Origin of the sequence: Agarivorans sp. QJM3NY_25 (genome assembly GCF_050870875.2) — a bacterium.
Classification (GTDB): Bacteria; Pseudomonadota; Gammaproteobacteria; order Enterobacterales; family Celerinatantimonadaceae; genus Agarivorans.
Genome location: NZ_CP194041.2, coordinates 693,435 through 706,373, shown reverse-complemented (window position 1 = coordinate 706,373; position 12,939 = coordinate 693,435). Strand labels below are relative to the sequence as shown.

The following is a 12,939-nucleotide window of genomic DNA, read 5'->3' as shown; positions in this document are numbered from 1 at the left end:
GGTTTTTCGCTCACGCCTTAATAAACCGCAATTTGGCTACACTTTGTAGCTCACTGATGATTTTAAAGGCCTCTTTAAGATGTTTTCGTTCGAAACTGCTAAATAAAGCAGGCGCAATATGATTATTCGGCTCTTTACCTGCCTTTATCGCGTGCATCTGGTGAATAAAACGAACTTGCGAAATAAAATGATAAGCGCCAATAATGTTGTCACAACTATCCTGAGAAAGCGTGCCTTGTTCCGCAGCATAGCGAAAACGTTCCTCGGTTCCGGTCAGCGATCCTCCCGCAGCGAGACTGAATATACGGGCTAAATCGATAATCAGGTTCAAGGCAAATTTCTTAATATTTAAAGTATTACTATGCTCTCCGCCCTTTTCCAGGACCAAATTATTGAAAATCCCTAACGGAGGTTGGGTATCAACTGCGTCTTTGACTAAGGCAGGAATAAAATTACGGCTCTGCTGAATACACTGATGTAAATACTGCTGCATTTTATCAACCAATTCATGCTCGCCATAGATCGCACGAACTTCTAAAAAGACGCTAATACTCAATAATTTGTTGTATTCTGGGCTAGCCACCCACTTTTGATAATAGGCTTTCCATCGGCTTAAGGGCTGGCACCATTGAGCGGTAGCCGCCATATACTTACCATCACACAATGGATAACCACAGGCAGCTAAACCATTGCATACCTTCATCGCAAGATGCTGAAAGTAAACTCTATCAGCGGCACTAATCTCATCGGCCAGGACAATGGCGCTATCTTGATCGGATAACATATGGACTTCATTTCTGGCATGCGAGCCTGCCACCACCCATGCGTATGCCACTGGCGGAGGACCAAGTAGTTCCTCACAGAGTTGAATTAAACGACGCGTAAAAGCATCCATAATCATCGACATCACGCGCCCTTGAATTTCGGCGCTAACCCCACTGTCAACCAAAGACTCAAAAATCGACAAGCGCTCGTCTTTTAAGGTGGCCAACGAACCCACCGAACTGGCATATTTTATTTTTTCAATTAAAAATAACGCTTGAGTACGGTGATTATGTACCAAGTGAGAGGTGGTAAGTAAACCCACCACCTTTTGACCTTTTAATACAGGCAAGCAACGAATGTGATACTGCAACATCAAAGAAATGGCTTGGATCACCTTATCATCACTCTGGATCAGCGTCGGCTGTGGCGTCATCACTTGCTGGATAGGTAAGCTGCGGTCAATCCCCGTAGCAACCACACTACGGGTCATATCGCGATCCGTCACCAAACCCACAATGTCGTCGCCCTGCTTGACCACTGCGCAAGAGCTACGCTGCTCACCGCACATGACACGAGCGACTTCTTGGATCGGGGTATCGGCGTCGACAATCGCAATGTTTTTACTCGCAACTTCTCCCACCGAACGGAAGAACAGACCATTATCCTCTTTACGGGAATAATCCACCGCCGAACTCAAACGAACTAAAGCTTGCGTGGCAAAATAATTCTCGCACTCTGGATATTCTTGACAGATCCGCTGTAGCTGCTGATGAGGAATTAAGTAAAGTAAGGAATCCTCAATGGCAACCGCACGATAACCATCTTCTGCTTTATCTAAAGGGCCTAAGAAAGTAAAACCAAACTGATCTTCTTTGCCCAAACGAGCACGTAATTCGCCGTCTTTCAGACGTTGCTCGATCGCCCCGGTGCGAATAATATATAAGTAACGTTGTTCACATTGAGCGCTAAACTGTATCTCTTCACCTTGAGTTAAGTAACTCACCTTCACTGAATTAGCTAAGCTATCCACCAGAGCCGTTGGTAGGCGATCAAAAGGATCGAGCTTCACGAGAAAATCAAAAACATTGATAGTAAGGGAGGTACCCATTTTAAACCCATTAAAAATGAAACAGCGTTTTACATACTAAGTTGGCACAAAAAAAACAGCCCGTAGGCTGCGGATTTTAGCTTGGATAATGCTGATAACCCAGTTGCTCAGAAATATTCTTGCCGGCCTTATGTAATAAGCCGACATAATAAGACATGCGCTTTTCATCGAAACGGATGGTCGGGAAAGAGATAGAAATACCTGCAATCACGTTACCAAAACGATCGAATATAGGGGCTGCAATACAACGGAGTCCAGGTTCTTGCTCTTCGTTATCTTCCGCATAGTGCTGCTGTCTAACCACTTGCAGTTCCGCCAGTAGCTGTTCTGTATTTTCTAAAGTCTTATCAGTATGTTTAATAAACTCCACACCAGTAAGAACTTCACGGACAAAGCTCTCTTCACGCCCGGCCAACAATACTTTACCAATGGCAGTACTGTATAAAGGATTACGGCGACCAATACGCGACTGCATACGTAGATTGTAACCCGAATCAATCTTGTGAATATAAATGATGGAGCTTTCGTCTAAGGCACCTAAGTGCAAAGCTTCATTAGTATGCTCGGAGATATGCCGCATTTGTTTATCGGCTAATTCAATCAGCTCAACATATTCTAATGACCGAGCGCCTAACTCGAATAACTTAAGGGTTAAAGAATATTTATCAGCTTCCCCCTCTTGAGAGACGTAGCCTAAGGTCTTCATCGTTTGTAAAAAACGATAGGTAGTTGCCTTAGACATCATGAGACGTTGTGATAGCTCAGAGACCCCAATCTCTTTTTGCTCGCCCAAGGCTTGCAGGATGTTAAACACCTTTAATACCGACGATACCGCCTCAGGCTGAGTTGCCTTTTCCATTACTTTCCCTTACTTAACTATGTTTGTTGACATTATAACCAAAGCTTTGCGAACGACCACTAATTTTGAAAACGGTTTTCAGAATTTTGAAACCGCGCATATAATTCAACGATTACTTATGCCTTCTTACCAATTTTTTTAAAACGTAATTTCAAAAATAAATGGAAAGCGGTTCTATTTGTTGGTATATTGAGCGCATTAATAGTGACACTTCAATTGAAGCTATCACTAAATTAGGTAGTTTAGAGGAAATAACATGATTCTTGATTCATTCAACTTACAAGGCAAAGTGGCCATTGTAACTGGCTGTGATACTGGTCTTGGCCAAGGCATGGCATTAGGTTTAGCTAATGCGGGTTGTGATATCGTTGGTGTAAACATTGTTGAACCCACCGAAACCATCGAAAAAATGGCGGAAACTGGCCGTAAATTTATCGACATTCGCGCCAACTTGATGAAGTTAGATGACATTCCATCAATTGTCGAAACTGCCGTGAAAGAATTTGGCCGTATCGACATTCTGGTAAACAATGCCGGTATTATTCGCCGCAACGATGCGATTGATTTCTCAGAGCAAGACTGGGACGACGTGATGAACATCAACATCAAGTCTGTATTCTTCATGTCTCAAGCAGTTGCCAAGCAATTTATCGCACAAGGTGAAGGCGGCAAAATTATCAACATCGCCTCAATGCTATCTTTCCAAGGTGGTATTCGCGTGCCTTCTTACACCGCATCTAAAAGCGGCGTGATGGGTGTAACTCGTCTTATGGCCAACGAATGGGCTGCTCACGGCGTGAACGTAAATGCGATTGCCCCTGGCTACATGGCGACAAACAACACCACTGCCTTACGTGCCGATGAAGCCCGTAATGCCGAAATTGTTGGCCGTATTCCAGCTGCTCGCTGGGGCACACCAGAAGATTTAGCAGGACCTTGTGTATTCCTTGCGTCTAAAGCGTCTGACTACATCAACGGTTATACCATTGCTGTCGACGGCGGCTGGTTATCACGCTAAACGCGACAAAAAAAGAGAGTAATTAAAATAATGGTGGTTGATTTATCTTTTGCGCAAGCATTAGGTTTTGTGAGCTTTGCTTTAGGGATATCAACCTTTTATCAGAAAAATGATAAAACCCTGAAGATTGTGATGTTAATCTTCAATCTCAACCATCTCGTACACTATTTATTGCTGGGCTCAGTCGTTTCTGCGCTCAGCGCTTTACTTTCTGCGCTACGAACCGCAACCGCGATTTATGTTTCATCGAAAAAGGTTGCGGTGGTATTTATCAGCATTAGTTTGGCCAGTGGCATTTACATGTCTGATACCCTCTGGGATCTCTGGCCGATACTAGGCACGATTATCGGAACCTACTCGGTATTTGTACTGAAAGGTATTCCGATGCGACTCGGCTTCCTCGCAGGGGCTAGTTGTTGGTTAATCAACAACATAACGGTGGGCTCCATTGGTGGAACACTCCTAGAAATTACCGTGATCCATATGAACTTGATCACCATCTACCGTTTAACCCGTGAACGTCGCCAAGCGCTGACCCTTAATCACTAACACATTAGGTGAACTATGTTTGTATTTAACGACCAAATCACTTTAGAAGACCTCGGAGCAGGCGTTTCTCGTAAAGTTCTTGCTTATAGCGATAACATCATGACGGTTGAAGTGCACTTCGAAAAAGGAGCCATTGGCCCAATGCATAGCCATCCGCATGAGCAATTAACTTACGTCATGTCGGGCGCATTCGAATTCACCATTGGTGATGAAGTAAAAGTCGTCAAAGCCGGTGACACCATGTATAAACAGCCAAATATTGAACACGGCTGTGTCTGCCTAGAAGCGGGTGTGTTGATCGACAACTTCACCCCTATGCGTAAAGACTTCGTTTAATCACACTTTAATTTATCGCAGCAAATACTGCAGGAGAATTTAATGAAAATTGCATTAATGATGGAAAATAGCCAAGCTGGCAAAAACGCAACAGTACTAGACCAACTACAAACAGTTGTTGGTGGACTAGACTACCCTGTTTACAACGTGGGTATGAGCGATGAAAACGACCATCACCTCACATACATCCACCTCGGCATTATGGCGAGTATCCTTATCAACTCTAAAGCAGTTGACTTTGTCGTTACTGGTTGTGGTACTGGCCAAGGTGCGATGATGTCACTCAACATCCACCCAGGTGTGGTATGTGGTTACTGTTTAGATCCTTCTGATGCTTTCCTATTCAACCAAATCAACAACGGTAATGCTTTAGCACTAGCGTTTGCGAAAGGTTTTGGCTGGGGTGCTGAGCTAAACGTTCGCTATATCTTCGAAAAAGCCTTCACCACTGGTGAGCGTGGTCAAGGTTACCCACTAGAGCGTGCAGAACCACAACAACGCAATGCTGGGATCCTTAACGAGGTTAAATCTGCTGTCGTTAAAGAAAACTACCTAGATACATTGAAAGCGATTGACTCAGAATTAGTGAAAACTGCAGTTTCTGGTGAGCGCTTCCAACAATGTTTCTTCGACAACTGCCAAGTGCCAGAAATCGAAGCCTATGTAAAATCAATTTTAGGCTAAACAACCTAAGATTTAACGTGAACATTAAAAATGGCTAGCCTCGATGAGGTTAGCCATTTTTTTATGATACAACTTAGACCTTCATCACAAATTAATGAAACATCGTTTTAATTTTTATTTATAGCCACCCGGAATTGTGTATAATCGCGGCAATAAATGATCAGGAGCATTCTAATGACCCAAATTTCCCGTGTAGCCATTATCGGTGAATGCATGGTCGAGCTAAGAAAAGTTGCCGGTTCTCTAGAACAAGGCTTTGGCGGTGATACTTTAAATACCGCTGTTTACTTATCTCGTTTAACCAAACCACACGGTATTACGACTTCTTACGTGACCGGACTAGGGCTTGATCCTTTTAGTTCTGAAATGCTCGCGGCTTGGAAAGAAGAAGGCATTAATACCGAGATGGTCTATCTTTCTAAAGAAAAGCTGCCTGGCATTTACGCAATTGAGACCGCCGATGACGGCGAGCGTAGTTTTTTCTATTGGCGGAATGATTCAGCAGCAAAATATTGGATCAAAGATCAGCAATTAAGTGCACTCGCAAAAGACTTATGCCAGCACCAGATGATCTATTTAAGCGGTATTAGCTTAGCGATCCTATCTGATGAAAGCCGTGAAGCCTTAATTGAAGTGCTCACGATGTGCCGTAACGAAGGGGTAAAAATTGTCTTTGATAACAATTATCGCCCAGCACTATGGAAAGAAGCCGCCGAAGCGCAGGTTTTCTATAAGCGCATACTAGCAATTACCGATATTGCCTTCCTCACCTTCGATGATGAAGTACTATTATGGGGTGATGCCAATGAACAACAAGCCATTGAACGCAGCCAACAATTGGGCGTAACCGAGATTGTTGTGAAACGTGGCGCAGAAGCCTGTTATGTCGTAGATAAAGATGGCTTAACTGAGGTCGCCGCGAATAAAATCGATAAAGTCGTAGATACCACGGCCGCTGGCGATTCATTCAGTGCTGGCTATTTAGCAAAACGACTCACTGGTGGCGATATGCAACAATCGGCTCAGGCAGGCCATGTGCTAGCAGGAAATGTAATTCAACATCGCGGCGCGGTAATATCTCGCGACGTAATGCCAACTATTTAATGGAGACAAGCATGACAACCATCAATCAACGCCTTAGCGAGATCAAAGTTGTACCCGTTATCGCAATTAACGATGCTTCTAAAGCAGTAAAATTAGCAGAAGTACTGATTGAAAACGGCCTACCTTGCGCCGAAGTAACTTTCCGTACTGCGCAAGCAGCAGACGCAATCAAAGCAATGCGTGAAGCTTACCCTGAAATGCTAATTTGTGCCGGTACCGTACTAACACCTGCACAAGTTGACCAAGCGATGGATGCAGGTGCAGATTTTGTAGTCAGCCCTGGTTTCAACCCAAGCACAGTTAAATACTGCCAGCAACGCAATGTAACTATTGTTCCTGGTGTGAATAATCCAAGTCTGGTTGAACAGGCGATGGAAATGGGTCTTGAAACGCTTAAGTTCTTCCCAGCGGAAGCATCTGGCGGCGTCGCAATGTTAAAATCATTAGCAGCAGTTTACCCCGTTAAATTTATGCCTACTGGTGGTGTAAATCCCAAAAACGTGAACGATTACTTGGCACTATCAAGCGTATTTTGCTGTGGTGGTACTTGGATGGTTCCAAACGATTTGATCGACAATGAGCAATGGGATGAACTTGCTAAACTGGTCAGCGAAGTGGCCGGGATCATCGACTAATTCCTTCATAATTCCAATACTTAACTTTGACTATCATAGTCTCTTGGCGCCTTTACTCCTCATTTAGGCGTCTTTTTTTTGCCCCAATTATCTTACCTCGTCATTCGTCACTCAGCTTCCGAATCCTCGCATATACCAAGCAACGCAGCATCCCGTTGATTTAATTGATCGTAAGCAACAATGATCGCGTTCACAAAAACATCATTCATATACAAATCAAATTGATCATATTTAAATAGACACTACACTCAATATAATTATTGAATGAGGTTCTTATGATTATTAAACACGCCAGTCATCCAAGAGATGTCAAACAATTTGACACCGCTCGCTTACGCGAGGAATTTCTAACCGAGCAACTCTTTATCGAAGATCAGATCCAAGTGGTATATAGCCACATTGATCGAATTGTCGCGATCGGTGTATCACCCATTACGCAAGTACTCAAGCTAGCAGACTTTATCGATAACCAAGCTTTCGGTACCGACTTTTTTTTGCAGCGCCGCGAGCTAGGTATTGTCAATCTCGGTGGTAAGGCCTTGGTTGAAAGTGATAACGAACAGTACACGCTGGGTCATCTAGATGCAGCTTATTTGGCCAAGGGTGAAAAAAACATTCGATTTACATCCTTAAATCCCGAAAATCCAGCTTTGTTATATTGTCTTAGCGCCCCCGCTCACCAGCAATTTAGCTCACGTAAAATATCATTAGATGACGCCATTAAAATTGAACTCGGCTCGCAAGATACCGCCAATGAACGAGTGATCAACCAGTATATCCACCCAGATGTACTAGACACCTGCCAGCTATGTATGGGGGTCACTCATCTGCAGCCCGGCAGCGTATGGAACACCATGCCAGCCCATACCCATGAACGGCGTATGGAAGCTTACTTATACTTTAATATTCAACCTTCCCAAGTCGTTTTCCATATGATGGGGGAACCCCAAGAAACTCGCCATTTGGTGGTGAATAACCGCCAACTAGTGCTTTCGCCGAGCTGGTCGATTCACTCCGGCTGCGGCACCAAAGACTATAGCTTCGTTTGGGGAATGGTGGGCGAGAATCAAACCTTTGACGACATGGATTTTGTAGAAACAAGCCAACTACGTTAGCTCAAACCAAGCTTCCAATGTGGCAAGCAGAGTGTCAAAATTGGCACTCTGCCTTCAATTACACCAGAGGATCTCTATGATCCCTCGTGAAGTATCACCTGCATAGGACCTTCCTGAACGAGCTATGAAAAATACCCCCTCTCCTGAATACCGAGCGCCAGCGCTAGAAAAAGGCTTAGAAATACTTGAGCTACTCGCCACCCAAGCCGAACCGCTGAGTAAAAAACAAATCGCCGAAAAGCTGGGGCGTAGTGTCAACGAAATATTTCGCATGTTATTGCTGCTAGAACAGAAAAACTACCTTGGTTATGACTTGGATAGTGCAACCTACTCACTAACCCTAAAAATGTTTACTCTGTCGAATCAACACCCCCCTATCGCGCTATTACTAAAACAAGCCCCAGCCTTACTTGAACAGCTTTGTGATCGGGTCAATCAATCCTGCCATCTGAGCCACTATCAACATGGTGAATTGGTGGTTATCGCTCGCCAAGAAAGTCCCTACAAGATGGGCTTTAGCCTTCGACTCGGAGCCAAGCTTAGTATCTGTAATTCTGGTTCAGGGATCATCCTACTCGCCTACAGTACCCCCCAGCAACGAAACCAGATTTTGGCCCAGCTTGAAGACACAGCAGACGAAAAAAATCAGGCTTTAGCCGTACTCGAACAAACCTTAGCACAGGGCTACTTTGTTGGCCCCAGCCCTCAAATTTCCGGCGTGACCAACATCAGCGTACCCATCTTAAATGTTCACGGCGGGTTACTGGCGGTAGCGACCATTCCGTTTCTTAGTTTAAATGAAAATACCGTACATCATCCTGTCGACGACCTAGAGCATACCCGACAGCAACTACTCAAAATGGCCAAAAAATTAAGCCACAATTTGAGCCTTGAGGCTTAAAAAATTAAAGAATATCGCCTTGGCCGAAATGTTAACCCACAACAAGCGAGAGTCTCTGCTCTAAAATGAGCCTCGCTGAATCAACCAACTACCGCAGCTTATTCGCAAACCAAATGTTTAATCACCAAGAACTGTCTCCCCCAACCCAATATCAAGCCCAAATACCAGACAAAAACACGCGCCTAAACGAGTACATTGGCCTCGCAGTATAAAAGCCTAAACAAGCTTCACACTTTGCCAAGCAAACACTTTCTATTTTTATGCATTCATATATATTGAATATGCTAATTAATATTATTGAAATACTGTTTTACACGTGAATTTATTGATGGTGCAACTCCTAAACGCTGCCACACTGATCAATATTAAAATCGCACAAATCAATCTACGTTCTGGATCAATTGCTCATTGTGGGAATGCCAAACCATTGCGTTTCTACTCAGAGAACAGCCCCAAGCGCAGTTTAGATAAGCGATACAAGCTAAATGAAAACATCACACGACGTCTGTGATGAAATAACCTAGCTGTTTTGAAATTCAACAGAGTTCCAGATCGAACTCTAAGGCAAATCCTTGGAGGACTAATTTGCAAACGAGTCCCCGCCTTCAAGGCACAACAACGCTTTGTCGGGGATAAAAGACTAAATAATGAGAGGTAAAATCGAAAATTATCGCAAGCAGGCACACAGTGATCAAGATCACATTTTAAACGTAAAACACAAATAATGAACCGATGTTTCGATTTTTATCAAATACCGTTTTCTTTTTTACCCTATAATGCCTGCAATTAATTTAGCGTTTAGGATTTAACCATGACATATGATTATTTAGTCATTGCAGGCTACTTTGCACTAATGGTTGCGATTAGCTTAATCTTCAAAAAAATGGCAAGTAACAGTACCAGCGATTACTTCCGTGGGGGCGGTAAAATGCTTTGGTGGATGGTGGGAGCAACTGCTTTCATGACTCAGTTCTCTGCTTGGACCTTTACCGGTGCTGCTGGTAAAGCCTATAACGATGGCTTCGCGGTACTGGCGGTATTTATCGGCAACATGGTCGCCTATGTTTTTGCCTACTTTTATTTTGCACGTCGCTTTCGCCAAATGCGAGTCGACACCCCAACCGAAGGCGTTAGACGTCGTTATGGTTCAACCAATGAGCAATTCTTTACCTGGGTAATCATTCCTTTGAGCGTGATTAATGCTGGCGTATGGCTGAATGGTTTAGGGGTTTTTGCTTCTGCAGTATTCCATGCCGATATCATTACCACCATTTATGTCACAGGGGCTGCGGTACTTGTGATATCCCTGCTCAGTGGTGCATGGGGGGTGGTCGCATCTGATTTCATTCAAACTTTAGTGGTCGCTGTGATTTCTATCGCCTGTGCAGGCGTTGCGCTCTATGCCGTTGGCGGCCCAGGCGAAATCATCAACGAATTCCCCGGTGGCTTCATTATGGGCCCCGATATGAACTACCCGCTGTTATTAGTGTGTACTTTCATCTTCTTCGTGGTGAAACAGCTACAAAGTATCAACAATATGCAGGAGTCTTACCGTTTTCTAAATGCTAAAGATTCTAAGAACGCCAGCAAAGCCGCTTTAATGGCACTGGTGATGATGGTTGTTGGCGCTATTATTTGGTTTATTCCACCATGGGCATCAGCCATTTTATATCCTGATGCGGCCGCGGCCTACCCAGAGTTAGGGGCGAAGGCTCGCGATGCGGTATATCTGGTATTCGCTCGAGAAACCATGCCTTTAGGTACCGTAGGTCTACTCATGGCAGGTCTATTTGCGGCGACAATGTCCTCGATGGACTCGGCGCTTAACCGTAACTCAGGTATTTTTGTACGTAGCTTCTACTCCACCATTGTTCGTAAAGGACAAGCTGACGACAAAGAGCTACTACGTGTGGGTCAAATCGCTTGTTTAGTCAACGGTGTCTTGGTTATTTTGATGGCTCAGTTCTTCAACTCATTGAAGCACTTAAGCTTATTCGACCTAATGATGCAAGTCGCCACGCTACTCCAATCACCGATCCTAGTCCCCTTATTCCTCGGTATCATTATTCGTAAAACACCGAAGTGGGCTCCTTGGGCTACGGTTGTTGTGGGTATGTTGGTCTCTTGGTCTGTGGTCGAAATCTTCACACCACAGTTTGTAGCCACTTGGTTCGGCATCGATAGCATTACCGGTCGTGAAGCAGGCGAACTACGCACTATTATTACGATTGCAGCACACTTGATCTTCACCGCCGGTTTCTTCTGCATCACAACCTTATTCTACAATGAAGCGAAAGACCCTTATATTGCGACAACTAAGGACTTCTTCGAAGATGTAGACCGGGAATGTATCGCAGAAGAAGGACAAGACATTGTTGATCGGATGCAACGTGCAAAACTGGGCAGCTTGGTAATTTATATGGCAGCTGGTCTAACCCTAATGGTATTCATTCCAAATCCATTATGGGGACGCCTACTCTTCTTGGCCTGTGCGGCAGCAATATTTGCAGTGGGCTACGCCCTGAAGAAGAGCGCGAAGTTGGATGTGAAACAACCGACTGCGGTGTCTGCAATATAATTCTATGATTTCATTTACTGGCTGCTATCGTATGAGTGCAGCCTTTACTCTATCGGAGATATATTTATGGCTAAAGGCAACGTCGTCACACTAGAGTTTGAATCTTTTCTAGATAGTGATACCCAAGTAAAAGTGACTCGATTAACTCCTAAAGATATCACCTGTCATCGTAACTACTTCTACCAGAAGTGCTTTACTCAAGATGGTAAAAAACTGTTATTTGCAGGTGATTTTGATGGTAATCGCAACTACTACTTGGCGGATCTAGAGACTCAAAAAGCAACTCAATTAACCGAAGGTGCTGGCGATAATACCTTTGGCGGCTTTGTTTCCAACGACGATAAAGCAATGTTCTATGTGAAGAACGAGCTTAACCTAATGAAGGTTGACCTTGAAACACTAGAAGAAACTGTGGTTTACACCGTTGATGATAAATGGAAAGGCTACGGCACTTGGGTTGCCAACAGCGATTGTACCAAGCTGGTGGGAATTGAGATCCTGAAAAGCTGCTGGGCTCCCCTAACTGACTGGAAAATGTTCCACGACTTCTATTTCACCAATCCAACTTGTCGCCTGATTAAAGTTGACATTACTACCGGTGATGTGAGCGTTGTTCACCAAGCCGACGCATGGTTAGGTCACCCTATCTACCGTCCGTTCGATGACTCAACGATTGGCTTCTGCCACGAAGGTCCGCACGACGTTGTTGACGCACGCATGTGGTTAGTTAATGAAGACGGCAGTAACGTTCGTAAAGTCAAAGAACACGCGGAAGGCGAGTCTTGTACCCATGAATTCTGGTATCCCGATGGCAGCGCCATGGGCTACGTGTCTTACTTCAAAGGACAAACCGACCGGGTGATCTACCAAGCGAACCCTGAGACCTTAGAAAATGAAGAAGTAATGGTGATGCCACCTTGTTCACACCTAATGAGCAACTTCGATGGCTCACTGATGGTTGGTGACGGTTGTGATGCACCAGTAGATGTTGCCGATGGCGACAGCTATGACATCGAGAACGACCCCTTCTTGTACGTGATGAACACCAAAAACAAGAGCTTTAAGAAGTTGGCCAAGCACAACTCCTCTTGGGAAGTATTAGGCGGCGACCGTCAAATCACTCACCCTCACCCATCATTTACGCCAAATGATGACGGGGTATTATTTACCAGTGATTTTGAAGGTGTTCCAGCGGTTTACATCGCAGAACTTCCAGAACAATTTAAAGCCTAATTAAGCGCTTCGCCGTTCAATTCAACAAGCCTCCGCTTCGCGGGGGCTTTTTTA

Annotated in this window: 12 protein-coding genes; 10 read left to right on the top strand and 2 right to left on the bottom strand. The window is 44.3% G+C overall.

Annotated elements, in window-relative coordinates; all coding sequences use genetic code 11:
• Positions 1-10: 10 nt before the first annotated feature.
• The gene (locus tag ACRRSW_RS03215) at positions 11-1,873 is read right to left on the bottom strand and encodes a DUF294 nucleotidyltransferase-like domain-containing protein (protein ID WP_432454651.1); all 1,863 of its coding nucleotides are present in this window, start codon (positions 1,871-1,873) and stop codon (positions 11-13) included.
• A 76-nt stretch (positions 1,874-1,949) separates the two neighbouring features.
• The gene (kdgR, locus tag ACRRSW_RS03210) at positions 1,950-2,732 is read right to left on the bottom strand and encodes a DNA-binding transcriptional regulator KdgR (RefSeq protein WP_432454652.1); all 783 of its coding nucleotides are present in this window, start codon (positions 2,730-2,732) and stop codon (positions 1,950-1,952) included.
• 256 nt (positions 2,733-2,988) lie between these two features.
• On the opposite strand from kdgR, the gene kduD reads away from it, so the two are divergent.
• From kduD to ACRRSW_RS03160, 10 genes are all read left to right on the top strand, one after another.
• Positions 2,989-3,750 carry a 2-dehydro-3-deoxy-D-gluconate 5-dehydrogenase KduD gene (gene kduD / locus ACRRSW_RS03205; protein WP_432454653.1) on the top strand — a complete coding sequence of 254 codons (762 nt, stop codon included), beginning with the start codon at positions 2,989-2,991 and terminating at the stop codon, positions 3,748-3,750.
• 30 nt (positions 3,751-3,780) lie between these two features.
• On the top strand, positions 3,781-4,299 hold the full coding sequence (locus ACRRSW_RS03200; RefSeq protein WP_432460868.1) for a YgjV family protein: 519 nt from the start codon (positions 3,781-3,783) through the stop codon (positions 4,297-4,299).
• Positions 4,300-4,314: 15 nt separating this feature from the next.
• Positions 4,315-4,635 (top strand): cupin domain-containing protein, encoded by a 321-nt coding sequence (locus ACRRSW_RS03195; protein ID WP_432454655.1) that lies wholly within the window; start codon positions 4,315-4,317, stop codon positions 4,633-4,635.
• Positions 4,636-4,677: 42 nt separating this feature from the next.
• Positions 4,678-5,319: an RpiB/LacA/LacB family sugar-phosphate isomerase gene (locus ACRRSW_RS03190; RefSeq protein WP_432454656.1), complete on the top strand. Its 642-nt coding sequence runs from the start codon at positions 4,678-4,680 to the stop codon at positions 5,317-5,319.
• 174 nt (positions 5,320-5,493) lie between these two features.
• Positions 5,494-6,423, top strand: a complete 930-nt coding sequence (locus tag ACRRSW_RS03185; RefSeq protein ID WP_432454657.1) for a sugar kinase — start codon at positions 5,494-5,496, stop codon at positions 6,421-6,423.
• Positions 6,424-6,434: 11 nt separating this feature from the next.
• On the top strand, positions 6,435-7,058 hold the full coding sequence (locus ACRRSW_RS03180; RefSeq protein WP_432454658.1) for a bifunctional 4-hydroxy-2-oxoglutarate aldolase/2-dehydro-3-deoxy-phosphogluconate aldolase: 624 nt from the start codon (positions 6,435-6,437) through the stop codon (positions 7,056-7,058).
• 275 nt (positions 7,059-7,333) lie between these two features.
• Positions 7,334-8,173, top strand: a complete 840-nt coding sequence (kduI, locus tag ACRRSW_RS03175) for a 5-dehydro-4-deoxy-D-glucuronate isomerase (RefSeq protein ID WP_432454659.1) — start codon at positions 7,334-7,336, stop codon at positions 8,171-8,173.
• Between the two features lie 124 nt (positions 8,174-8,297).
• A complete protein-coding gene (locus ACRRSW_RS03170) occupies positions 8,298-9,074 on the top strand; it encodes an IclR family transcriptional regulator (protein ID WP_432460867.1) in 777 nt (258 codons plus the stop codon).
• Between the two features lie 811 nt (positions 9,075-9,885).
• On the top strand, positions 9,886-11,652 hold the full coding sequence (locus ACRRSW_RS03165; RefSeq protein ID WP_432454661.1) for a sodium:solute symporter family protein: 1,767 nt from the start codon (positions 9,886-9,888) through the stop codon (positions 11,650-11,652).
• Positions 11,653-11,718: 66 nt separating this feature from the next.
• Entirely contained in the window at positions 11,719-12,885 is a 1,167-nt protein-coding gene (locus tag ACRRSW_RS03160) for an oligogalacturonate lyase family protein (protein ID WP_432454662.1), read from the top strand.
• The last annotated feature ends 54 nt before the right edge of the window (positions 12,886-12,939 follow it).

Bases quoted from the DNA above. Each gene is read 5' to 3' on its own strand.
- ACRRSW_RS03215 (WP_432454651.1), bottom strand. From the start codon at position 1,873: ATGGGTACCTCCCTTACTATCAATGTTTTTGATTTTCTCGTGAAGCTC.
- kdgR (WP_432454652.1), bottom strand. From the start codon at position 2,732: ATGGAAAAGGCAACTCAGCCTGAGGCGGTATCGTCGGTATTAAAGGTG.
- kduD (WP_432454653.1), top strand. From the start codon at position 2,989: ATGATTCTTGATTCATTCAACTTACAAGGCAAAGTGGCCATTGTAACT.
- ACRRSW_RS03200 (WP_432460868.1), top strand. From the start codon at position 3,781: ATGGTGGTTGATTTATCTTTTGCGCAAGCATTAGGTTTTGTGAGCTTT.
- ACRRSW_RS03195 (WP_432454655.1), top strand. From the start codon at position 4,315: ATGTTTGTATTTAACGACCAAATCACTTTAGAAGACCTCGGAGCAGGC.
- ACRRSW_RS03190 (WP_432454656.1), top strand. From the start codon at position 4,678: ATGAAAATTGCATTAATGATGGAAAATAGCCAAGCTGGCAAAAACGCA.
- ACRRSW_RS03185 (WP_432454657.1), top strand. From the start codon at position 5,494: ATGACCCAAATTTCCCGTGTAGCCATTATCGGTGAATGCATGGTCGAG.
- ACRRSW_RS03180 (WP_432454658.1), top strand. From the start codon at position 6,435: ATGACAACCATCAATCAACGCCTTAGCGAGATCAAAGTTGTACCCGTT.
- kduI (WP_432454659.1), top strand. From the start codon at position 7,334: ATGATTATTAAACACGCCAGTCATCCAAGAGATGTCAAACAATTTGAC.
- ACRRSW_RS03170 (WP_432460867.1), top strand. From the start codon at position 8,298: ATGAAAAATACCCCCTCTCCTGAATACCGAGCGCCAGCGCTAGAAAAA.
- ACRRSW_RS03165 (WP_432454661.1), top strand. From the start codon at position 9,886: ATGACATATGATTATTTAGTCATTGCAGGCTACTTTGCACTAATGGTT.
- ACRRSW_RS03160 (WP_432454662.1), top strand. From the start codon at position 11,719: ATGGCTAAAGGCAACGTCGTCACACTAGAGTTTGAATCTTTTCTAGAT.